Annotated in this window: 21 protein-coding genes; 10 read left to right on the top strand and 11 right to left on the bottom strand. The window is 70.1% G+C overall.

Going from position 1 to position 22,309, the window contains the following annotated elements:
- Nucleotides 1–113: 113 nt before the first annotated feature.
- The 7 genes from ACWGIG_RS17115 to ACWGIG_RS17085 all read right to left on the bottom strand — a co-directional run bounded on the left by ACWGIG_RS17115 (nucleotide 114) and on the right by ACWGIG_RS17085 (nucleotide 6,807).
- A complete protein-coding gene (locus ACWGIG_RS17115; protein WP_453322416.1) occupies nucleotides 114–1,037 on the bottom strand; it encodes a hypothetical protein in 924 nt (307 codons plus the stop codon).
- A gap of 110 nt (nucleotides 1,038–1,147) precedes the next feature.
- Complete coding sequence (locus ACWGIG_RS17110) at nucleotides 1,148–1,522, bottom strand: VOC family protein (protein ID WP_453322415.1); 375 nt, start codon at nucleotides 1,520–1,522, stop codon at nucleotides 1,148–1,150.
- Between the two features lie 33 nt (nucleotides 1,523–1,555).
- Complete coding sequence (locus ACWGIG_RS17105; RefSeq protein ID WP_453322414.1) at nucleotides 1,556–2,686, bottom strand: LOG family protein; 1,131 nt, start codon at nucleotides 2,684–2,686, stop codon at nucleotides 1,556–1,558.
- 66 nt (nucleotides 2,687–2,752) lie between these two features.
- The gene (locus ACWGIG_RS17100) at nucleotides 2,753–3,970 is read right to left on the bottom strand and encodes a hypothetical protein (RefSeq protein WP_453322413.1); all 1,218 of its coding nucleotides are present in this window, start codon (nucleotides 3,968–3,970) and stop codon (nucleotides 2,753–2,755) included.
- Nucleotides 3,952–4,689: an ABC transporter ATP-binding protein gene (locus tag ACWGIG_RS17095; protein WP_453322412.1), complete on the bottom strand. Its 738-nt coding sequence runs from the start codon at nucleotides 4,687–4,689 to the stop codon at nucleotides 3,952–3,954. The genes ACWGIG_RS17100 and ACWGIG_RS17095 overlap by 19 nt, the downstream gene beginning before the upstream one ends.
- 223 nt (nucleotides 4,690–4,912) lie before the next feature.
- Nucleotides 4,913–6,316 carry an aspartate aminotransferase family protein gene (locus tag ACWGIG_RS17090; RefSeq protein WP_453322411.1) on the bottom strand — a complete coding sequence of 468 codons (1,404 nt, stop codon included), beginning with the start codon at nucleotides 6,314–6,316 and terminating at the stop codon, nucleotides 4,913–4,915.
- On the bottom strand, nucleotides 6,301–6,807 hold the full coding sequence (locus ACWGIG_RS17085) for an Lrp/AsnC family transcriptional regulator (RefSeq protein ID WP_453322410.1): 507 nt from the start codon (nucleotides 6,805–6,807) through the stop codon (nucleotides 6,301–6,303). The genes ACWGIG_RS17090 and ACWGIG_RS17085 overlap by 16 nt, the downstream gene beginning before the upstream one ends.
- Nucleotides 6,808–6,968: 161 nt before the next feature.
- Between ACWGIG_RS17085 and ACWGIG_RS17080 the strand changes: the two genes are divergently transcribed.
- From ACWGIG_RS17080 to ACWGIG_RS17070, 3 genes are all read left to right on the top strand, one after another.
- Nucleotides 6,969–8,408: a gamma-aminobutyraldehyde dehydrogenase gene (locus tag ACWGIG_RS17080; protein WP_453322409.1), complete on the top strand. Its 1,440-nt coding sequence runs from the start codon at nucleotides 6,969–6,971 to the stop codon at nucleotides 8,406–8,408.
- Between the two features lie 73 nt (nucleotides 8,409–8,481).
- Nucleotides 8,482–9,687 (top strand): polyamine ABC transporter substrate-binding protein, encoded by a 1,206-nt coding sequence (locus ACWGIG_RS17075; RefSeq protein WP_453322408.1) that lies wholly within the window; start codon nucleotides 8,482–8,484, stop codon nucleotides 9,685–9,687.
- A 116-nt stretch (nucleotides 9,688–9,803) separates the two neighbouring features.
- A complete protein-coding gene (locus ACWGIG_RS17070; RefSeq protein WP_453322407.1) occupies nucleotides 9,804–10,340 on the top strand; it encodes a hypothetical protein in 537 nt (178 codons plus the stop codon).
- Nucleotides 10,341–10,376: 36 nt separating this feature from the next.
- Here the strand turns inward: ACWGIG_RS17070 and ACWGIG_RS17065 are convergent, their stop codons facing one another.
- The 3 genes from ACWGIG_RS17065 to ACWGIG_RS17055 form a co-directional block, all read right to left on the bottom strand.
- Nucleotides 10,377–11,147 carry an SAM-dependent methyltransferase gene (locus tag ACWGIG_RS17065; protein WP_453322406.1) on the bottom strand — a complete coding sequence of 257 codons (771 nt, stop codon included), beginning with the start codon at nucleotides 11,145–11,147 and terminating at the stop codon, nucleotides 10,377–10,379.
- A gap of 57 nt (nucleotides 11,148–11,204) precedes the next feature.
- On the bottom strand, nucleotides 11,205–11,924 hold the full coding sequence (locus ACWGIG_RS17060; protein ID WP_453322405.1) for a glycerophosphodiester phosphodiesterase: 720 nt from the start codon (nucleotides 11,922–11,924) through the stop codon (nucleotides 11,205–11,207).
- Between the two features lie 125 nt (nucleotides 11,925–12,049).
- Complete coding sequence (locus ACWGIG_RS17055; RefSeq protein WP_453322404.1) at nucleotides 12,050–13,075, bottom strand: adenosine deaminase; 1,026 nt, start codon at nucleotides 13,073–13,075, stop codon at nucleotides 12,050–12,052.
- A gap of 126 nt (nucleotides 13,076–13,201) precedes the next feature.
- Between ACWGIG_RS17055 and ACWGIG_RS17050 the strand changes: the two genes are divergently transcribed.
- Nucleotides 13,202–13,837: a DUF4190 domain-containing protein gene (locus ACWGIG_RS17050; RefSeq protein WP_453322403.1), complete on the top strand. Its 636-nt coding sequence runs from the start codon at nucleotides 13,202–13,204 to the stop codon at nucleotides 13,835–13,837.
- A gap of 347 nt (nucleotides 13,838–14,184) precedes the next feature.
- On the opposite strand, the gene ACWGIG_RS17045 is transcribed toward ACWGIG_RS17050, so the two are convergent.
- On the bottom strand, nucleotides 14,185–14,739 hold the full coding sequence (locus ACWGIG_RS17045) for an NADAR family protein (RefSeq protein WP_453322402.1): 555 nt from the start codon (nucleotides 14,737–14,739) through the stop codon (nucleotides 14,185–14,187).
- A gap of 206 nt (nucleotides 14,740–14,945) precedes the next feature.
- On the opposite strand from ACWGIG_RS17045, the gene ACWGIG_RS17040 reads away from it, so the two are divergent.
- The 6 genes from ACWGIG_RS17040 to ACWGIG_RS17015 all read left to right on the top strand — a co-directional run bounded on the left by ACWGIG_RS17040 (nucleotide 14,946) and on the right by ACWGIG_RS17015 (nucleotide 22,227).
- Nucleotides 14,946–16,460, top strand: a complete 1,515-nt coding sequence (locus ACWGIG_RS17040) for a gamma-aminobutyraldehyde dehydrogenase (protein ID WP_453322401.1) — start codon at nucleotides 14,946–14,948, stop codon at nucleotides 16,458–16,460.
- A 114-nt stretch (nucleotides 16,461–16,574) separates the two neighbouring features.
- The gene (locus ACWGIG_RS17035; RefSeq protein ID WP_453322420.1) at nucleotides 16,575–17,777 is read left to right on the top strand and encodes an ABC transporter substrate-binding protein; all 1,203 of its coding nucleotides are present in this window, start codon (nucleotides 16,575–16,577) and stop codon (nucleotides 17,775–17,777) included.
- A 119-nt stretch (nucleotides 17,778–17,896) separates the two neighbouring features.
- Complete coding sequence (locus ACWGIG_RS17030; protein WP_453322400.1) at nucleotides 17,897–19,048, top strand: ABC transporter ATP-binding protein; 1,152 nt, start codon at nucleotides 17,897–17,899, stop codon at nucleotides 19,046–19,048.
- Complete coding sequence (locus tag ACWGIG_RS17025) at nucleotides 19,045–19,965, top strand: ABC transporter permease (protein ID WP_453322399.1); 921 nt, start codon at nucleotides 19,045–19,047, stop codon at nucleotides 19,963–19,965. Before ACWGIG_RS17030 ends, ACWGIG_RS17025 begins: the two co-directional genes overlap by 4 nt.
- Nucleotides 19,965–20,774 carry an ABC transporter permease gene (locus ACWGIG_RS17020; protein ID WP_453322398.1) on the top strand — a complete coding sequence of 270 codons (810 nt, stop codon included), beginning with the start codon at nucleotides 19,965–19,967 and terminating at the stop codon, nucleotides 20,772–20,774. The genes ACWGIG_RS17025 and ACWGIG_RS17020 overlap by 1 nt, the downstream gene beginning before the upstream one ends.
- Nucleotides 20,775–20,805: 31 nt before the next feature.
- The gene (locus ACWGIG_RS17015; protein WP_453322397.1) at nucleotides 20,806–22,227 is read left to right on the top strand and encodes an NAD(P)/FAD-dependent oxidoreductase; all 1,422 of its coding nucleotides are present in this window, start codon (nucleotides 20,806–20,808) and stop codon (nucleotides 22,225–22,227) included.
- Nucleotides 22,228–22,309: the final 82 nt, after the last annotated feature.

The raw sequence follows: 22,309 nt of genomic DNA, 5'->3' as shown, positions 1-22,309 counted from the left end.
TGGCGGGCGGGCTGGCTCTCGCCATGTCCCTCATGCCCGCCAGCCGTTTCGGCTACCTCGTCTATCCGCTGGTGCTGCTCGGCGCACTCGCGGGCCCGTGGCGTCCGGGCCGGCTACCGCGGACTGTCCACCAGGCGCAGTGGCTCCGCGGCATCCGCTTCCGCATCGCCCCCGTGCTTGCCGTACCAGGCGACGGCGACCGCGCCCGCCACGGCCAGGACGAAGCCGGTCACCGCGACCCAGCCGAAACCGGGGCGCGAGGCGTCGCCCAGCCAGACCACGCCGATGAGTCCCGGCAGCACGGTCTCACCGACCACCAGGGCGGCGGTGGCGCCGTTGACCGAGCCGATCTGCAGGGCCACCGTGTGCAGGTACATGCCGCCGATGCCGGCGACCAGGACGGCGTACAGGGCCGGGTCGGTGAGGAGCGTCCCCAGGTCGTAGGGGTCCACGCCGTTCAGGATGCGTACGCCGACGCCGAGCGCGCCGAAGCCGAGGCCCGAGAGGAGACCGGCGAGGATCGCCGCGCCCGCGCCCATCAGACGCACGGCCACGGTCCCGCCGACCATCAGCGCCACCGAGATCGCCAGCAGCCACCAGTGGGTCGCCATCTCGGCGTGGTTGCCGCCCTCGTGGCCCGCCGCCGTCGCCAGCAGCACCAGCGAACCGCAGACGACCGCGATCGACGTCCACTCCTTGCGGGTCAGCTTGATGTCCAGCATCTTGACGCTGAGCACCGCCGTGACCACCAGGTTGGCGCTGATCACGGTCTGGGACAGGAAGAGGGGGAGCATGCGCGCGGCCAGCGCGCCGAGCGCGAAGCCGGCGAAGTCGAGGATGGTACCGACGATGAATTCCCAGGTCATCGCGGCCTTGGCGGTGGAAGACAGGCTGGGGCCGCCGTGCTGGGTGACACCGGAGGTGGAAGCCGCCGCTGCCTCCCGGCGGGCGGACTTCCGTGATCCGACGGCTTGCAGGACCGAGCCCGTGCCGTAGCAGACCGACGCCAAGACGGCGGTGATGAGGCCGATGAGCACCAAAAGCTCCGTTCAGGGGTTGTTCGTCGTTCTCCGAGTACCAGACGTGAGAATCGCCGTGAACGTTGCTTCTGACGCGCTCAGAGGTGCCACGGATTGTGCCGGGGGGATCAGCCGGTGCGCTCGGCGGCGCTGCGCTCCACGCAGAACTCGTTGCCCTCGGGGTCCGCGAGGAGGGCCCAGCCGGGGCCGTCGGGGCTGCGGTGGTCGGCCACCAGGGTGGCCCCGAGCGCCAGGATCCGCTCCACCTCCTCGTCACGGGTGCGGTCCTGGGGCTGGAGGTCGAGGTGGACGCGGTTCTTGATCGTCTTCGGTTCGGGGACCTGGACGAAGAGAAGCCCGGCGCCCGGTACGGGGACCAGGGCCTCGGGGTCTCCGGGTGCATCGTCGTCGGTCACCGGGACGCCGACGACCTGGGCCCAGAAGCTCGCGAGCCGGTAGGCGTCGGCACAGTCAATGGTCACGTGGCGTACGAGAGAACTCATGTGCGCCACTATGTCCGCGCCGGTGAGCGGGGGCTAACCGTTTTCTGCCGGCTTCGCCGCCGCCCGGAGCCGGGCCAGCGCCGCCGGGGCTTCGGCGACCGAGTCGACCAGGGCGATGCGGAGTTCCATCGCGCGGTCCCTGGCGAGGGACTGGAGCAGGGGCCAGGCCGGGAGGCGTTCGGTCCAGTGGGCGCGGTCCACCAGGACCATGGGGGTGGGCTCGCCGCGCGACTCGTAGTAGTTCGGGGTCGCGTTGTCGAAGATCTCCTGGACCGTGCCGGCCGCGCCCGGGAGGAAGACGACGCCGGCGGTGCAGCGGGCCAGCAGGCCGTCCTCGCGGGTGGCGTTGGCGAAGTACTTGGCGATGTGCGCGGCGAAGGCGTTCGGCGGCTCGTGGCCGTAGAACCAGGTGGGGATGCCCACCGAGTCGCCGCCGGCCGGCCACCGCGACCGTACGGCGAAGGCCGCCGCGGCCCAGTCCGTGATGGACGGGGCGAAGGAGGGGGCCCTGCCGAGGAGTCCGAGGGCCTCGTCCAGCATGGGGTCCGGGTGCGGGGCCGCGTAGGCGCCGAGGTTCGCGGCCTCCATCGCGCCGGGGCCGCCGCCGGTGGCGACCGTCAGGCCCTCGCGGGCGAGCGTGCGGCCGAGGCGGGCCGCGCCCGCGTAGGCGTCGGTGCCACGGGCCATGGCGTGGCCGCCCATGACGCCCACGACCGGTGCGCCGGTGAGGTGTTCGTCGAGGGCGTCGGAGATCGCGTCGTCGTGGATCGAGCGCAGCATCGAGGCGAATATGTCGCCGTCGGACTTGGTGCGCTGGAACCAGGTGTAGGCGTGTGCGTCGGGAGTCGTCTCGTACCCGCCGTCCGCAAGTCCTTCGAAGAGGGAGTCCGGGGTGTAGAGCAGGCCCCGGTACGGGTCGAAGGGCAGCCCCGGGACCGGGGGGAAGACGAGCGCGCCGTCCGCCCTGACCTTGGCCGTGGCCTCGTCCGCCATCGGACAGCCGAGGAAGACCGCATCGGACGCGTCGGTGGCCAGCAGGGCTTCCGTACGGTCCGTCAGGTCGAGGGACTGGAGACGGTAGCCGGTGAGGGGGCCGCCGGAGACCGCCCGGTCGAACTCGGCCAGGGTCTCGATCTCGTGGTCGTGGTCCGGGTGTTGAGGCACGGGGCCATCGTAGGCGGCGGGGTGCGCAGGGCCCGTCCGGGGGTGGCGGCGGGGGTGTGGGACGGGTCAGGCGGTGAGCGGGGCCGCGGCCAGGGTGGCCACCGCCCAGGTCAGGGGGGCGAAGAGCGCGAGGAGGGCCAGGGCCCGGGTGGCGGCGGCTGCGCGGAGGGTTTTGGCGGCGGCGCCCTGGCGCAGAAGTGCCCGGGTGGTCTCGGCGCGGGCCTGCCTCGTCTCCAGGGCGACGGTGAGGAGCGTCGCGGTGGTGCAGGCCAGGACCAGGGTGGCGCCCAGGCCGGTGAGCGGGCCCAAGGAGGACGCGGGGCCGGTGTCGGCGGGGGCGTACAGGCCGGCTGCCGCGATCAGGCCGGAGGCCGTCGCGCAGACCACGCCGAGCGGGCGGCCGATGCGGTGGGCCTCGCCCTGGAGCGCGCGGCCCGCGAGGAGGCGGACCGCCCCCGGGCGTACGGCCTGGAGGAGGAGGCCGCAGAGGTGGACCAGCCCGGGGCCCGCGAGCGCCAGGCCCAGCGCGGTCAGCGACCAGCCCGCGAGGACGCCCGCAGGGGCGATGTCCGGGTGACCGGGCAGGGGGAGCTCCGTGCCGCCGCCGCCCCGGCTCGCGTACGTCTCCACGGCGAGGCCGACGGCGGTCAGGGCGACGCCCCAGGGGAGGCCGGTGGGAGGGGCCGAGGGGAGAGGAGAGGCCGAGGTGCCCGGCGGGAGGGGCCGGGTGGTGCTGCCCGTGGGCGGGGTGCCGCCGGGACGGACCCTGGTGCCGGTGCGCGGGCGCAGGGTCACCGCGCTCGCCGCCGCGGCGGTGAGCGGCACCACGGTGAGCAGGATCAGGACGGCGGGCAGGGGCAACGGGCGGTCGGCGGCCAGGAGTTCGGTGGCCGCGCCGTCGAACGGGAGCCCGGTCAGGTCGCCGCGCAGGTGCAGGAAGAAGAGCAGGGCCAGCATGGAGCCGAGGGTGCAGGAGAGGGCCGTCGAGGCCGCCGCCGTCGCGGCCAGCCCGGCCGGGCCCAGGCCCACCGCGGACAGGCCGGGGCGCGGCCGGGTGCTGGGGTCCGTACGCGCCACGGCGACCGCGAACTGCACGGTCGCGGCGAGTGGGACCAGACACCACAGGAGCCGGAGCACGGAGGGGGCGGACGCGGCAGGGTGCCCGAGGGCGTAGCCCAGGGTGCAGAGCAGCAGGAAGCCGACTCCGGCCGATGCCGCCGCGACCAGCAGCCGGCGCAGCAGCACCAGCGGGTGGCTGCCGCGGACTAGACGGAGAGCGAGCACGCCGCCCGGCCTTCCGTGACCTGCCCGGGGGCGACGCGGCGGCCGTCGAGGAGGGCCACCGTGCGGTCGGCGAGCGTGGCGACGTCCGCGTCGTGCGTGGCGAGGACGACGGTGATGTCGTGCGAACGGGCCGCCGTGGTGAGCGTGCGCAGCACCTGCGCGCTGTCCGTGCGGTGCAGCGGCGCCGTCGGCTCGTCGGCGAACAGGACGGTGGGGGTGGTGGCGAGGGCGCGGGCGATCGCGATGCGCTGGCGCTGCGACTGCAGGAGCGCGGCCGGGCGCTTGCGGGCGGCGGCGCCGATGTCGAGCCGCTCCAGCCACTCCATGGCCGTCGACTTCGCCGCGCGGTGCCCCTCGCCGCGCAGCAGCAGGGGGAGCGCCGCGTTCTCCCAGGCGGTGAGTTCCGGTACGAGGCCGGGCTCGGGGGCGATCCAGGCGAACCGGTCCCGGCGCAGCCGCTCCCGGGACAGTGCGCCCATGGTGTGTACGGGGACGCTGTTGAACCAGACCTCGCCGTCGTCCGGGACCAGCTGGCCCGAGAGGCAGCCGAGGAGGGTCGTCTTGCCGCTGCCGCGCGGACCGGTCACGGCGAGGATCTCGCCCTCACGGACACCGAGCGAGACGCCGGTGAGCGCGGGGGACCCGCCGTGGGTGTGGTGCAGGGAGCGGGCCCAGAGGACGTCGTTGTCCGGCGGGGCGTTGTCCGTCGGGACCACCATGGCGTACACCTCGGTTCACGGTTTTCCAGATGGGTGTGCAGATCGGACTTTCCGTCCCCCTTGCGGGGGAACGAAAGACAGAGCCGTTTCGTCACTGGGCACCGTAAGGATTCGCCGTGCGGGGGGCGCGTCGGCACGGCAGACGTACGGCCCGGAGGCGGACGTTCTCACTCGAACGGACGCATCCGGGCCGTGGCCGGGGATCAGCGGGTGGTGCGAAGGATCAGAGCTTGGTCCAGGCCTCCGTGAGGACCGCCCGCAGGATGGACTCGATCTCGTCGAAGGTCTCCTGCGTGGAGATCAGCGGCGGGGCCAGCTGCACGACCGGGTCGCCGCGGTCGTCGGCCCGGCAGTACAGGCCGTTCTCGTACAGCGCCTTGGAGAGGAAGCCGTACAGGACGCGCTCGGTCTCCTCGTCGGTGAAGGTCTCCTTGGTGACCTTGTCCTTCACCAGCTCGATGCCGTAGAAGAAGCCGTTGCCGCGGACGTCGCCCACGATCGGCAGGTCGTGCAGCTTCTTCAGGGTGTTGAAGAAGGCGCCCTCGTTGTCCAGGACGTGCTGGTTGAGGCCCTCGCGCTCGAAGATGTCGAGGTTGGCGAGGCCGACCGCCGCGGAGACCGGGTGGCCGCCGAAGGTGTAGCCGTGCAGGAAGGTGTTGTCGCCCTCGTAGAACGGCTCGGCGAGCTTGTCCGAGATGATGCAGGCGCCGATCGGGGAGTAGCCCGAGGTCATGCCCTTGGCGCAGGTGATCATGTCCGGTACGTAGTCGAACTTGTCGCACGCGAACATCGTGCCGAGGCGGCCGAAGGCGCAGATGACCTCGTCCGAGACGAGCAGCACGTCGTACTTGTCGCAGATCTCGCGGACCCGCTGGAAGTACCCGGGCGGCGGCGGGAAGCAGCCGCCGGCGTTCTGCACCGGCTCCAGGAAGACCGCGGCGACGGTGTCCGGGCCCTCGAACTGGATCTCCTGCTCGATCTGGTCGGCGGCCCAGCGGCCGAAGGCCTCCGGGTCGTCGCCGTGGATCGGGGCGCGGTAGATGTTGGTGTTCGGCACCTTGTGCGCGCCCGGTACGAGCGGCTCGAAGGGTGCCTTGAGCGCGGGCAGACCGGTGATGGAAAGGGCGCCCTGCGGGGTGCCGTGGTAGGCGACCGCACGCGAGATGACCTTGTACTTGGTGTGGTGGCCGCGCAGCTTCCAGTACTGCTTGGCGAGCTTCCACGCGGTCTCGACCGCCTCGCCGCCGCCCGTCGTGAAGAAGACCTTGTTCAGGTCGCCCGGCGCGTGGTGTGCGAGCCGCTCGGCCAGCTCGACGGCCTTCGGGTGGGCGTACGACCAGATCGGGAAGAAGGCCAGTTCCTGGGCCTGCTTGTACGCGGCCTCGGCGAGCTCGTGGCGGCCGTGACCGGCGTTCACCACGAACAGGCCGGAGAGGCCGTCGAGGTAGCGCTTGCCCTTGTCGTCGAAGATGTGCGTTCCCTCGCCGCGCACGATGGTCGGCACGGGGGCGTTCTCGTACGACGACATGCGGGTGAAGTGCATCCACAGGTGGTCGTACGCGGTCTTCGAGAGGTCCTTGCCGGCGGCAGGGTTGCTGTTGGCACTCACGGCTATCGGGTTCCCCACATGTAGGTCTGCTTCTTGAGCTTGAGGTAGACGAAGCTCTCGGTGGAGCGCACTCCGGGGAGGGTCCGGATGCGTCGGTTGATCATCTCCAGGAGGTGGTCGTCGTCCTCGCACACGATCTCCGCGAGCAGGTCGAAGGAGCCCGCCGTGACCACGACGTACTCGACCTCCGCCATCTCGGTGAGTGCGTCCGCGACCGGATCGAGGTCGCCCTCCACGTTGATGCCGACCATCGCCTGCCGGCGGAATCCCACGGTGAGCGGGTCCGTGACGGCGACGATCTGCATGACGCCCTGGTCGAGCAGTTTCTGTACGCGCTGGCGTACGGCGGCCTCGGAGAGACCGACCGCCTTGCCGATGGCGGCGTACGGACGGCGGCCGTCCTCCTGGAGCTGTTCGATGATCGCCAGAGAGACGGCATCGATCGCCGGGGAGCTGCCGCTGCCGGGCCTGGGTTCTGCGCTACGACTGACCACGGACTCACTGTGCATCACGTATCGCCCGTCCCGCAAGAGCAGACCGATGAAATTCGTTGTCCGAGGGTCTTGATTTAACTGAATCCGAAGTTGTCGACAGGGAGGTATGTCGAAAGCGTCGCTCCACTGACTAATGTGGGTGTCTCACCCACCGGACAGACATAGGGAGAGTGGCCGTGACCACCGAGCTGCGCCGTCTGCGCAATTACATCGCCGGGGAGTTCCGGGACGCCGCCGACGGGCGGACCACCGAGGTCATCAATCCGGTGACGGGCGAGGCGTACGCGACCGCGCCGCTCTCCGGCCAGGAGGACGTCGACGCCGCGATGGCCGCCGCCGCCCAGGCGTTCCCCGCCTGGCGCGACCTGACGCCCGCCGACCGCCAGCGGGCGCTGCTGAAGATCGCGGACGCCTTCGAGGAGCGCGCGGAGGAGCTGATCGCCGCCGAGTCGGAGAACTGCGGCAAGCCGCTGGGCCTGACCCGCACCGAGGAAATCCCGCCCATGGTCGACCAGATCCGCTTCTTCGCGGGTGCGGCACGACTGCTCGAAGGGCGCAGCGCGGGCGAGTACATGGAGGGTCTGACCTCCATCGTCCGCCGCGAGCCGGTCGGCGTCTGCGCGCAGGTCGCGCCGTGGAACTACCCGATGATGATGGCGGTGTGGAAGTTCGCCCCGGCGCTCGCCGCGGGCAACACCGTCGTCCTCAAGCCGTCCGACACCACCCCCGCGTCGACGGTCCTGATCGCCGAGATCATCGGTGGCATCGTCCCCGAGGGCGTCTTCAACGTCGTCTGCGGCGACCGCGACACCGGCCGTGCGATGGTCGAGCACAAGACCCCCGCGATGGCCTCCATCACCGGTTCCGTACGGGCCGGCATGCAGGTCGCCGAGTCCGCCTCCAAGGACCTCAAGCGGGTCCACCTGGAGCTGGGCGGCAAGGCGCCGGTCGTCGTGTTCGAGGACACCGACCTCGCCAAGGCCGTCGAGGACATCTCGATGGCGGGCTTCTTCAACGCGGGCCAGGACTGCACTGCGGCCACCCGTGTGCTCGTACAGGAGTCCATCCACGACGAGTTCGTGACGGCGCTCGCCAAGGCGGCCGCCGACACGAAGACCGGCCTGCCGGACGACGAGGACGTGCTCTACGGGCCGCTCAACAACGCCAACCAGCTGAAGCAGGTCTCCGGCTTCGTCGACCGGCTGCCCGCCCACGCCAAGGTCGAGGCGGGCGGCCACCGGGTCGGCGACAAGGGCTACTTCTACGCCCCGACCGTCGTCTCCGGCCTCAAGCAGGACGACGAGATCATCCAGAACGAGGTCTTCGGCCCCGTCATCACCGTCCAGTCCTTCACCGACGAGGCGCAGGCCCTGGAGTGGGCGAACGGCGTCGAATTCGCCCTCGCGTCGTCCGTCTGGACCAAGGACCACGCGCGCGCCATGCGCATGTCCAAGAACCTCGACTTCGGCTGTGTGTGGATCAACACCCACATCCCGCTCGTCGCGGAGATGCCGCACGGCGGCTTCAAGCAGTCCGGCTACGGCAAGGACCTCTCGGCCTACGGCTTCGAGGACTACACCCGCATCAAGCACGTCATGACGTCGCTCGACGGCTGAGCCGGGTTGAGGGGCGGGCGGTAGGCACAATGTCTATTGCCCGCCCCTCGCGCTTCGGGACAGGGTGAGCACCATGGGTGATCTTGGTCGCGTTTCGCGTCGTCTCTCGCGCCGTACGGTGCTCCGCGGCATCGGGTACGGAATCGGTTCGACGGGCGCGCTCGCCGCGCTCACCGGGTGCGGCGTTCCCGCCGCGTACGTCAGGCCGGAGGAGCGGGCCGGCACGGACTCCTCCGACCGGGACAGGAGCCTCCAGTTCGCCAACTGGCCGCTCTACATCGACACCGACGAGGAGAACAGGTCCAAGCGGCCCACGCTGGACGAGTTCACCAGGCGCACCGGGATCTCCGTCCGGTACACCGAGGAGATCAACGACAACGACGAGTTCTTCGGCAAGGTCAGCCCGGCCCTGATGAACCACCAGGAGACCGGCCGCGACCTGATCGTCATGAGCGACTGGATGGCCGCCCGCTTCGTCCACCTCGGCTGGGTCCAGGAGATGGACCGCGCCAAGCAGCCGAACGTGGCGAAGTACCTGGACCCGCAGCTGCGCGGTCCCGCCTTCGACAAGGGCCGGCTGCACAGCGTGCCCTGGCAGTCCGGCATCACCGGCATCGCGTACAACCGCAAGAAGCTCGGCCGCGAGATCAAGCACACCTCGGACCTGTGGCGCCCCGAACTCAAGGGCAGGGTCACGCTCTTCTCCGGCCTCGACGAGAGCTTCTCGCTGCTGATGCAGGGCCTCGGCGCGGACGTCACGCGCTGGACGGCGGACGACTTCCACAAGATGTGCGACCACGTCGAGAAGCTGGTCAAGGCGGACCACGTCCGCCGCTTCACCGGCAACGACTACGTCAAGGACCTCGCCTCCGGCGACGTGCTGGCCTGCCAGGCGTATTCGGGCGACGTCATCCAGCTCCAGGCGGACAACCCGGACATCGAGTTCGTGGTGCCGGAGGAGGGCGCCGAACTCTGGGCCGAGTCGCTGATGATCCCCAACCTCGCCAAGCACAAGCGCAACGCCGAGAAGCTGATCGACCACTACTACGACCCCGAGATCGCCGCCGAGCTCGCCACCTGGGTCAACTACGTCTGCCCCGTGCCGGCCGCCCGCGACATCATCGCCTCGTCGAAGGACGAGGAGACCGCCGCACTGGCCGAGGACCCGCTGATCTTCCCGGACGGGGACGTGCGGAAGCGGCTCGCGATCGCACGGGACATCACGGCCGAGGAGCGGCTGGAGTTCGCGAAGACGTGGAACGGCATCGTGGGGCTGTAGGCCGCGCAGGGGCGTGCGCGGCGTGGTGGCCAAACCACCAGTCTCCCCCGCACACCCCTGGCGATGAATGCGGGGGACCTGTAAAGCCTCCGTAAAGGCCCTCATACGCTGCGGACATGAACGAGCCCGCCGCCCTTCAGAGGCGCATCCGTGTGTGGTTGATCTTCTTCATCGTGTGCCTCGTGCTGAGCGGGCTGACCGCCTTCCCGCTCGTCACGGAGCTCAACTGGCTGACCGGGGTGCTGAAGTCGACCCCGCTTCCCGAGGTCGCGCCGGGTCTCATGGAGTGGGTCGAGCGGTGCCGGGAGGGGCTCGTCGCCACCGAGGCGAGGTACCCGTTCGTGCTGTACGGGACGGACTGGCTCGCCTTCGCCCACCTGGTGATCGCGGTCGCCTTCTACGGGCCGTACCGCGATCCGGTCCGGAACGTCTGGGTCGTCGAGTTCGGGATGATCGCCTGCGCCGGGATCATCCCGCTCGCCCTGATCTGCGGGCCGATCCGGGGGATTCCCTTCGGGTGGTCGCTGATCGACATGGCCTTCGGGGTGTTCGGGGTGATCCCGCTGGCGATCGTACGGAGGAAGATCAAGCGGCTGGAGGCGCTGACGGCGCCGGTCGCGATGTCGGGGGCGGCGCTCGCCTCGCTGCGGTAGCGCTCGGTGCGAGCGCGGCCAACTGTGCCGTCCCGACTACCGCTTGACCGCCACCGCACCGAACTGCGCCACCGACGTGCCCTCGCCGCGCCACCTCGCGCACGACACGATCCCCGGCTCCAGGATCTCCAGCCCGTCCAGGAACGAGGCGAATTCGGCGCCGGTGCGGGCGGTGATCGGCGGTGTCGCGTGCTCGTTCCAGAACGCCATCGCGGCCTTGTTGCCCTCGCCGCCCAGCTCCAGGGTCGGGTGGGTGAGGGCGAGGTGGCTGCCGGCCGGGAGGGCGTCCAGGAGGGTGCGTACGATCTCCCGGGCCTCGGCCGTGTCCGCCACGAAGTTGAGGATGCCCAGCAGCATCAACGCCACCGGGCGGTCCAGGTCCAGGGTCAGGCGCGCCTCCTGGAGGATCTTGCCGGGGTCGTGGGCATCCGCGTCGACGTACGCGGTGCGGCCCTCGGGGGTGCCGGTCAGCAGGGCGCGGGCGTGGGCCAGGACGACCGGGTCGTTGTCGACGTACACGATCCGGGCGTCGGGGGCGATGCGCTGGGCGACCTGGTGGGTGTTCTCGGCGGTGGGGAGCCCGGTGCCGATGTCCAGGAACTGGCGCAGTCCCGCCTCGCCCGCCAGGTACGACACCGCGCGGCCGAGGAACTGCCGGTCGGCGCGGGCCACTTCACCGATGCTCGGGTAGAACGAGGTGACCTGCTCGCCCACCGCCGTGTCCACGGGGTAGTGGTCCTTGCCGCCGAGCCAGTAGTTCCAGACGCGGGCGTTGTGGGCGATGTCGGTGCGTATCGCTTCGGGCATCCGAGGTTCCCTCTCTCCTCCGGTGCGGGGGTGGCGAGGGCCATCATGCCGGAAGGATCAACTCCGCTGCTCACCCCGGTACTTGGCGGCGGTCGTCGCGAGGAGGTCGAGGCGGTTGGTGGTGATCGCGTCCACGCCGGCGGCGAGCAGGCGCCGCATGCTGACCGCGGTGTCCGGGGTCCACGCGCCGACCAGCAGGCCGTCGCGGTGGGCGCGGTCGGTGAGGGCGCGGTCGACGAGGCCGAAGCGGTAGTTGAGCCAGCGCGGGCCGATCGCCGCCAGGAGCTCGGGACGCGGCGGGGCGCAGGACTTCCAGGTCAGGGCGATCTCGGCGTGCGGGTCCGCGGCCCGCACGCGCAGCATGGCCCTCGGGCCGCCGGAGTAGTACGTGCGCTCGCCCGCGCCCGCCTCGCGGACGCCGCCCACCACGGTGCGCACCAGCGTGTCGTACGCGCCGGGGAGGTCGATCATCAGACGGTGCGCGCCGACCGCGAGGACCGCCTCGCGCAGGGTCGGCACGCCGTGCCCGGTCAGCTCGTCGACCTCCGCCTTCGTGAGGTCCACGAGCCAGTGGTCGTGGCCCCAGAGCCGCTTCAGCGTCTCGTCGTGCAGCAGCACCGGGACCTTGTCGCGGGTCAGCCGCACGTCCACCTCGACCGCGTCGGCACCGAGGTCCAGCGCGGAGCGGATCGAGGCGAGCGTGTTCTCGCGGAAGCGGTACGGGTCGCCGCGATGACCCACGGCGAGGACGACGGCGGTGTGGCTGTCGGTGCTCATGGGGTCATTCTTGGTGATGGGGCCGGGCGCCGCTCAGTGAGCCGGTGCGGTGGTGCTCGGTGAGCCGGTGCGGTGCTGCTCGGTGAGGCGATGCCGTGGTGCTCGGTGAGGCGATTGCGTGGGGCTCAGCGGGCGAGCCACTCCGTTGTGTAGGCGTCGATCTCGGCGGTCAGCGCGGCCTTGCCCGCCGGGTCGAGGAAGGACGCCTCGACGGCGTTCTTCGCGAGGGCGGCCAGGCCCTGCTCGTCCAGGCCGAGGAGGCGGGCGGCGACCGCGTACTCGTTGTTGAGGTCGGTGCCGAACATCGGCGGGTCGTCACTGTTGATCGTGACCAGGCAGCCCGCCGCGACCATCTCCTTGATCGGGTGCTCGTCGAGGTCGGCGACGGCGCGGGTCGCGATGTTGGAGGTCGGGCAGACTTCGAGCGGGATCCGGTGCTCGGCCAGGTGCGCGAGGAGCTTCGGGTCCTGGACGGCACTGGTGCCGTGGCCGATGCGCTCGGCCCGCAGGTCGGTCAGCGCGGACCAGATGGTCTCCGGGCCCGTCGTCTCACCGGCGTGCGGGACGGAGTGCAGGCCGGCCTCGATCGCCCGGTCGAAGTACGGCTTGAACTGCGGGCGCGGCACACCGATCTCCGGACCGCCGAGCCCGAACGACACCAGGCCCTCCGGACGGTGCTCCAGGGCGAGACGCACCGTCTCCTCCGCCGACTCCAGACCGGCCTCGCCGGGGATGTCGAAGCACCAGCGCAGGACGACGCCCAGCTCGGACTCGGCGGCCTTGCGGGCGTCCTCGATGGCCTCCATGAAGGCCTCGGCCGGGATGCCGCGGCGGGTCGAGCTGAAGGGGGTGACGGTCAGCTCGGCGTACCGGATGTTCTGCCGGGCCATGTCGCGGGCCACTTCGAAGGTGAGGAGACGGACGTCCTCGGGCGTACGGATCACGTCCACGACGGACAGGTACACGTCGACGAAGTGCGCGAAGTCGGTGAACGTGAAGAACTCGGCGAGCGCGGCCGGATCGGTGGGCACCTTGGAGTCCGGGTGCCGGGCGGCGAGCTCGGCGACGATGCGGGGCGAGGCGGATCCGACGTGGTGGACGTGCAGCTCTGCCTTGGGCAGGCCCGCGATGAAGGGGCGCAGGTCTGACATCGGATCCTCCTGATGCGGGGTGGTACGCCGGGTGGCGCGCAAGCGACTCGGGATCATCGTAGGCGGGTCGCTGAGCCATGTGGGGTACGCCGTAGCATGACGGGGAACCACGATGGGGGAGGGCCCATGTCAGACAACACTCCGCAGCCTTCCGGGGCGCCGGACCCGTGGGCGCCGCCGGAGGACTCCGCGAACCGGGTGCCGCTGGACAAGCCGGGCGCCGGTGCGCCGGGCGGGCCGCCCGCGAATCCCGTGCACAACCAGCCGACGGTGACGTCGATGCCGGCGGCGGGGCCCGCCGACGCGGTGCCGGGCTCCGCTCCTGCCACGTACGGGTACCCGGTGCAGGGGGCGATGCCGGGGGGCCCGCAGGGGGAGTACGGATACCCGTCGGCGTACCCCGCCGCGCCCGCGTCGCCGGGGAGCGGATCCGCACCGTACGGCGGGGGATACCCCGGCTACCCCGGTTACTCGGGGCCGTCCGGATGGACCGGACAGGGACAGCCGCAGAACGGTTTCGGCATCGCGGCGATGGTGCTCGGGATCCTCTCGATCTGCCTGTTCTGCATGTACGGGATCCTCAGCATCATCCTCGGCGCGATGGGCCTGATCTTCGGGATCCTGGGCCGGAAGAAGGCGGAACGGGGAGAGGCGAACAACGCCGGAATGGCGTTGGCGGGGATCATCACGGGGTCGATCGGCATTGCGATCGGGGCCGTGATCGTGGGATTCATCGTGTGGGCGATCGTGAGTCGGGCGTAGCGGGGCGTTTCTGTGGTCGGGGCGGCTTGCTGTGGGTGAGATGGCGGGCGCGCCATCCTCCTGCGGGGGCGCCGTGTGTCGCCCGTCCCTTCCACGCTGTGGGCAATCGTTCCGCTGGGGCGGAACGGGTGGGCACAGCGGAACCCCTTGCTCCGGGTAGGGGCTGTTCGGCCCTCCTGTGCCCCTGTTCGGCGTGCCGGTGGGGCGGGAGCGAGCGTGGGCCGGGGCGAGGGGGTGCGCTCCGCGTGGGGGCCGCCCCCTTGCCCACCCTTCCCCAAGCTCTTAAGGAGCAGGGGAGACCCCACTGCCCCAGGGGGGCGGCCCCTGTGCCCAAGGGGGCTCGGGGGCTAGAGGGTGAGGTGGGTGAGGTGGGTGCGGGTTTGGATGAGGGCGAAGCCCAGGAGGTTCTGGCCGCGCCAGTGGGCGGGGGAGGACGCGCGGGGGTCGTCCGCCGCGAGGCCGATGCCCCAGATGCGGTCCAGGGGGCTCGCCTCGACCAGCACCCGGGAGCCCGTGCCCAGCAGGTACGCGCCCAGGTCCGGGTGCTGGGTGAACTTGTGGATGTTGCCCGCGACGACGATGTCGTAGCGGGAGCGGTCCCAGACGTCGGAGTCGAAGCCGCGGACCAGGCGCCCCGCCTTCTTGGCCTCGGCCGGTGACTTCGCCGTCAGCGCCGCCCGCTCCGCCTCCGCGTCGCCGAAGAGGACCGCCTTGCGGGCCATCATCCAGTGCTCGGCCGTGGCGTAGACGGTCCCGTCCACCGTGAAGGGCGAGGGCCACCACTGGCTGAAAATGCTCGGCCCCAGCGAGCCGTCCGGTCGCGGACGGTGACCCCAGAAGTGCAGGAACTTCACCCGCTCGCCCCGGTTGACCTGCGCTGCAAGCTCTTCGATCTTCCCCATGCATGCGAGTCTGGCATCCGCCACTGACACTCCGTACGGAATTTCCTCGCCGACTCGACACACGGTCGACCGAATCCGTCGCGTAACCAAAAGGCAACAACGGAATCACTTGTTGGTGGCCTTCCGCTCTGTCAGGATCGGCAATCAAATCAAGCTGGAGCTACGCCGACCCCCGTATGACGGGGTGAGCGGCGGAGGAGAGCGTCATGGGCAACCGCTTCCAGGTGCAGGACCGTTTCGAAGGCGGCGCACAGTACATCGGCGGGCAGTTGCGTCCCGGTACGTCGGGTCGTACTCACACGGTCGTGAACCCCGCCACGGGCGAGGGGATCCTTACGTACGAGTTGGCCGGAAGAGACGACGTGGACGCGGCCGTGGCCGCCGCGAAGGCCGCATTCCCCGGCTGGTCCGGCGCCACCCCAGGCGAGCGCTCCGACGCCATGCACAGGTTCGCGGCCGTCCTCGCCGAGCAGGCCGAGGACTTCGCTCACGCCGAGTCGCTCCAGTGCGGCAAGCCGATCAAGCTGTCGCGCGAGTTCGACGTTCCGGGGACGGTCGACAACGTCGCCTTCTTCGCGGGTGCCGCCCGTCATCTGGAGGGCAGGTCGGCCGGGGAGTACGACGGCGACCACACCTCGTACGTCCGCCGTGAGGCGATCGGTGTCGTCGGGTCGATCGCGCCGTGGAACTACCCGCTCCAGATGGCCGCGTGGAAGGTCCTGCCGGCGATCGCGGCAGGCAACACGATCGTGCTGAAGCCGGCCGAGATGACGCCGTTCACCTCGATCATGTTCGCGCAGGCCGCGAAGGAGGCCGGGCTGCCGGACGGCGTCATCAACATCGTCACCGGCGCGGGCAAGGACGCGGGCGAGCACCTCGTCGGCCACCCCGACGTCGCCATGACCTCCTTCACCGGCTCCACCCCGGTCGGCAAGCGCGTCGCCGAGATCGCCACCTCGACGGTCAAGCGGCTGCACCTGGAGCTGGGCGGCAAGGCCCCGTTCCTCGTCTTCGACGACGCGGACCTGGAAGCTGCGATCAACGGAGCGGTCGCCGGGTCGCTCATCAACACGGGCCAGGACTGCACCGCCGCCACGCGTGCGTACGTACAGCGTCCGCTGTACGACGCCTTCGTCAGCGGAGTGGCGGAGCTGATGGAGTCCGTACGCCTGGGCGATCCCTTCGACGAGTCGACCGACCTCGGCCCGCTCATCAGCTTCGCCCAGCGCGACCGCGTCGCCGCGATCGTGGACCGGGCACGCGGCTACGCCCGCGTCGTCACCGGCGGCGAGGCCCCCGGCGGCGGCCTCAAGGACGGTGCGTACTACCGCCCGACCCTGATCGCCGACGCCGCCCAGGACAGCGAGGTCGTCCAGGACGAGATCTTCGGCCCGGTGCTGGTCGTGCTGCCCTTCGACAGCGACGACGAGGGCATCGCGCTGGCCAACGACACTCCGTACGGCCTGGCCTCCTCGGCCTGGACCCGCGACGTGTTCCGCGCGAACCGCGCCACCCGCGAGATCAAGGCGGGTTGTGTGTGGGTCAACGACCACATTCCGATTCTCAGTGAGATGCCGCACGGGGGATACAAGGCCAGCGGTTTCGGCAAGGACATGTCGGCGTATTCCTTCGAGGAGTACACGCAGGTCAAGCACGTCATGTTCGACAACACCGCGGTGGCCCGCAAGGACTGGCACCGCACGATCTTCGGGGACCGATAAAGAGTCCGCCTGACCCGCGGCAACCCACCCGAAAGGGCATTGCGCATGGAGCAGTTCCAGTACGGGAGACACTCCGCCGGCTCCACGGAATCCGTGAGCGCCGTGGAGAACGCCATGCGGCGCAGCGTCACGAGCGGCCGGGGTGCACTGACCCGCCGTTCGCTGATGCGCGCCGCCGGTGGCGGTGCCCTTGCCCTCGGCGGTGTCGGGGCACTGAGCGCCTGCGGTATTCCGGCCGCGGGCGGCAAGGGCGAGAAGGCGGCGGTCTCGGACGACCTGTCGGCCAGGGAGAAGCAGGTCGTCTTCTCCAACTGGACCGAGTACATGGACGTCGGGGAGGGCGACAAGGGCTATCCGACCCTCGAAGCCTTCACGAAGCGCACCGGGATATCCGTCAGGTACACGGCGGACATCAACGACAACAACGAGTTCTTCGGCAAGATCCAGCAGCAGCTGCACAACGGCCAGGACATCGGCCGCGACCTCATCTGCGTCACCGACTGGCTGGCCGCCCGGCTGATCCGGCTCGGCTGGGTGCAGAAGCTCGACCCCACGCACCTGCCGCACGCCTACACCAACCTCACCGCGCAGTTCCGCAACCCCTCCTGGGACCCGGGCCACGCCTACTCGTACCCCTGGACCGGCATCTCCACGGTCATCGCGTACAACGAGAAGGCGACCGGCGGGCGCAAGGTCGACTCGGTGTCCCAGCTGCTCGACGACCCCCAGCTGAAGGGGAAGGTCGGCTTCCTCTCCGAGATGCGCGACACCATCGGGATGACGCTGCTCGACCTCGGCAAGGACCCGGAGAAATTCACCGACGACGACTACTCGGCGGCGATCGCCCGGCTGCAGAAGGGCGTCGACAGCAAGCAGATCCGCCGCTTCACGGGCAACGACTACACCGCCGACCTGGAGAAGGGCGACCTGGCGGCTTGCGTGGCCTGGGCCGGTGACATCGTGCAGCTCCAGGCGGACAACCCGGCCGTGAAGTTCGCGATTCCCGAGGCCGGTTACATCTCCTCCTCGGACAATCTGCTGGTCCCGGCGAAGGCGCGGCACAAGACCAACGCCGAGAAGCTGATCGACTACTACTACGAGCCGGGCCCCGCGGCGCAGCTCGCCGCGTACATCAACTACGTGTGCCCGGTCGACGGCGTGCGCGAGGAACTGGCCAAGCTGGACAAGGCGTTGGCCGCGTCCCCGCTGATCCTTCCCGACAGGGCGATGGCCGCCCGGTCGCATCCGTTCCGCCCGCTGAGCGAGGCGGAGGAGAAGGCGTACGAGGAGAAGTTCGCCAAGCTCATCGGCGCGTAAGCACGTACGTGCCGAAGCGCCACCGGCCGCCCGCACGTGTCACCGCGTACGCAGTGTCACGTACGCGACAGCCCCCCGCACCCCTGACGCACCCCGACTCCCCCCTGGGACCGCAACCCATGACTCAGAAGACCGAAGGCGGCGACGTCCGCCTCGCCGGGATCAGCAAGACCTACGGCTCCTTCACCGCCGTGCACCCGCTCGACCTGACCGTCCCGCAGGGCTCCTTCTTCGCCCTGCTCGGCGCGTCCGGCTGCGGCAAGACGACGACGCTGCGGATGATCGCCGGCCTGGAGGACCCCTCCACCGGCACGGTCTCCCTCGGCTCCACCGACGTCACGCACCTGCCGCCGTACAAGCGCCCGGTGAACACCGTCTTCCAGAGCTACGCGCTCTTCCCGCACCTCGACATCACCGAGAACATCGCCTTCGGGCTGCGCCGCCGCGGCATCAAGTCCGTGAAGAAGCAGGTCGACGACATGCTGGAGCTGGTCCAGCTCGGGCAGTTCGCGGGACGCAAGCCGCACCAGCTCTCCGGCGGCCAGCAGCAGCGCGTCGCCGTCGCCCGCGCCCTGATCAACCACCCGCAGGTGCTGCTCCTCGACGAGCCGCTGGGTGCCCTGGACCTCAAGCTGCGCCGTCAGATGCAGCTGGAGCTCAAGCGCATCCAGACCGAGGTGGGCATCACCTTCGTGCACGTCACCCACGACCAGGAGGAGGCCATGACGATGGCCGACCAGGTCGCGGTCATGAACGGCGGCCGGGTCGAGCAACTGGGCGCCCCCGCCGACCTGTACGAGAACCCGAAGACCACCTTCGTCGCCAACTTCCTCGGCACCTCCAACCTCATCGAGGCCCAGATCGTCTCGACCGCCGCCGACGTGATGACCGTGACCTGCGGCGACGCCAAGCTCAAGGTGCCCGGCAAGCGATGTCAGGCGCAGACCGCCACCGGCGACAAGCTCCTCGTGGGCGTCCGCCCCGAGAAGGTGTCGATCACCCACGCGGACAACGCGGGCACCATTGCCGACGGCCGCAACCGCCTCACCGGCCGCATCGTCGCCTCCAGCTTCATCGGCGTCTCCACCCAGTTCGTCGTCGACAGCCCCGCCTGCGCCGACTTCGAGGTGTACGTACAGAACATCGAGCGGGACGCCCGGCTGGTCCCCGGCACCGAGGTCGTCCTGCACTGGAACCCGGAGCACTGCTTCGGGCTCGACGCCGACCAGGCCATCGACGCGGGCGTGCAGTCGGTGGAGGACGCCTCGTGACCGTCACCGCAGCACCTCCCACCAAGGTGGAGCCCCCGGTGCACAAGGCGTCGGTGCGCAAGCGTCTCGTCCCGTACTGGCTGCTGCTGCCCGGCATCCTGTGGCTCGTCGTCTTCTTCGCGCTGCCGCTGGTCTACCAGGCGTCGACCTCCGTCCAGCAGGGCTCGCTCGAAGCCGGCTTCAAGGTCACCTGGCACTTCCAGACGTACTGGGACGCCTTCACCGAGTACTGGCCGCAGTTCGTCAGGTCCCTGCTCTACGCGGGCACGGCGACGATCCTGTGCCTGCTGCTCGGCTATCCGCTCGCGTACCTCATCGCCTTCAAGGCGGGGCGCTGGCGCAACCTGGTCCTGGTGCTGGTCATCGCGCCGTTCTTCACCAGCTTCCTGATCCGCACCCTCGCCTGGAAGACGATCCTGGCGGACGGCGGCCCGGTCGTCGACGTGCTCAACACGCTGCACGTCCTGGACGTGACGAGCTGGCTGGGCTGGACCGAGGGGAGTCGGCTGCTCGCCACGCCTCTCGCGGTGGTCTGCGGTCTGACGTACAACTTCCTGCCCTTCATGATCCTGCCGCTCTACACCTCCCTGGAGCGGATCGACGGCAGGCTGCACGAGGCGGCGGGGGACCTGTACGCGACCCCGGCGACGACCTTCCGGAAGGTGACGTTCCCGCTGTCCATGCCGGGTGTCGTCTCCGGCACGCTGCTGACCTTCATCCCGGCGGCCGGCGACTACGTCAACGCCGAGCTGCTCGGCTCGACCGACACCAAGATGGTCGGCTCGGTGATCCAGTCGCAGTTCCTGCGGGTCCTCGACTATCCGACGGCCGCCGCGCTGTCCTTCATCCTCATGGCGATCGTGTTGATCATGGTCACCGTCTACATGCGCAAGTCCGGGACGGAGGACCTCGTCTGATGGCCGTCTTCACGAAATGGCTCCGGCGCAATCTCGTCGTCATCGCGGGTCTGCTGACCCTCGCGTACATGATCCTGCCGAACATCGTCGTGATGGTGTTCTCGTTCAACAAGCCGAACGGGCGCTTCAACTACGCCTGGCAGCAGTTCTCCCTGGACGCCTGGAAGGACCCGTGCGGCGTCGCCGACCTGTGCGGCTCGCTCTCGCTCTCGCTCCAGCTCGCCGCCTGGGCGACGCTCGGTGCGACCGTGCTCGGCACGATGATCGCCTTCGCGCTGGTCCGCTACCGCTTCCGGGCGCGCGGCGCGATCAACTCGCTGATCTTCCTGCCGATGGCGATGCCCGAGGTCGTCATGGCCGCGTCCCTGCTGACGCTCTTCCTCAACATGGGCGCCCCGCTCGGCTTCTGGACCGTGCTCATCGCGCACATCATGTTCTGCCTGAGCTTCGTCGTCACGGCCGTCAAGGCGCGCGTGATGTCGATGGACCCGAGGCTGGAGGAAGCGGCCCGCGACCTGTACGCGGGGCCCGTCCAGACCTTCCTGCGGGTGACCCTGCCGATCGCCGCCCCCGGCATCGCGGCCGGTGCGCTGCTCGCCTTCTCGCTGTCGTTCGACGACTTCATCATCACGAACTTCAACGCGGGCTCGACCGTCACCTTCCCGATGTTCGTCTGGGGCTCGGCGCAGCGCGGCACACCCGTACAAATCAACGTCATTGGTACAGCTATGTTCATCATTGCCGTGCTGATGGTCCTCGGCGGCCAGTTCATCGCCGGCCGCCGCAAGAACAGCGCATCACCCAAGTAGGACCCCGTGGGTCCTGAAGGAGTTGGAAACCATGGCCCCGGTCGCCATGCGTAGTGCCGCACAATCCCTTTCCGGCGCGAAGCCGCTGTCGTACTGGCTGGACGACCCGGCCAGGCCCGCCCCCGAGCCGTCCCTCACCGGGGACGAGCGCTGCGACCTGCTGGTCGTCGGCGGCGGGTACAGCGGACTGTGGGCCGCGCTGATCGCCAAGGAGCGCGACCCGCAGCGGGACGTCGTCCTCATCGAGGCCAACGAGGTGGGCTGGGCCGCCTCCGGGCGCAACGGCGGATTCTGCGCCGCGTCCCTCACCCACGGCCTGGGCAACGGCATCGCCCGTTGGCCCGGCGAGATCGACAAGCTCGAAGAGCTCGGGACGCGCAACCTCGACGCCATCGAGGAGGCCGTCGCCAAATACGGCATCGACTGCGCCTTCGAGCGTTCCGGCGAGATCGACGTCGCCACCGAGCCGCACCAGCTCGAAGAGCTCCAGGAGATGTACGAGGAGGCCCAGCGGCTCGGTCTCGCCGAGCACATGGAGCTCCTCGACGCGGACGCGGTGCGCGCCGAGGTCGACTCCCCGACGTTCCTCGGCGGCCTCTGGGACAAGCGCGGCGTGGCCATGCTCAACCCGGCCAGGTTGGCCTGGGGCCTCAAGCGGGCCTGCCTCGACCTGGGCGTCCGCATCTACGAGAACACCAAGGGCACCCAGCTCGCCTCCGACGACAACGGCACCGCCGTGCGCACCTCGTACGGCCGGATCTTCGCCCGCCGGGTGGCGCTCGGCACCAACGTCTTTCCTTCGCTGGTGAAGCGGATGCGCCACTTCACGGTCCCGGTCTACGACTACGCGCTGATGACCGAGCCGCTCAACGAGGAGCAGCTCGCGTCGATCGGCGGCTGGAAGAACCGGGCGGGGCTCGGTGACAGCGCCAACCAGTTCCACTACTTCCGGATCTCCGAGGACAACCGGATCCTGTGGGGCGGCTACGACGCGGTCTACCACTTCGGCGGCAAACTGAGCGGCGAACTGGACTCCCGCCCGGAGACCTTCCTCAAGCTGGCCGAGCACTTCTTCACCTGCTTCCCGCAGTTGGCGGGGCTGCGCTTCACGCACGCCTGGGGCGGTGCGATCGACACCTGCACCCGCTTCTCCGCCTTCTTCGGCACGGCGCACGCGGGCAAGGTCGCCTACGCGGCCGGCTACACGGGACTCGGCGTGGGCGCGACCCGCTTCGGCGCCGAGGTGATGCTCGACCTCCTCGACGGGAAGAAGACCGAGCGCACCGAGCTGGAGATGGTCCGCAGCAAGCCGCTGCCGTTCCCGCCCGAGCCGGTCGCCTGGGCGGGCATCGAGATCACCAAGCGCTCGATGGCCCGCGCCGACGACAACGGCGGCAGGCGCAACCTGTGGCTGAAGGCCATGGACAAGGTGGGCCTGGGCTTCGACAGCTGAGCCCGTGCGCGGCTGAGCCGGCCCATGGCCGAGCCCGGAGCCGGGTCCGGCCTTCGTGGTGAGTGCGCCCCCGGTCCGCCCG

It is taken from the genome of Streptomyces sp. NPDC054863, assembly GCF_053610825.1.
The sequence above is the reverse complement of the archived record's forward strand: the minus strand, read 5'-3'. Positions and strand labels throughout refer to the sequence as shown.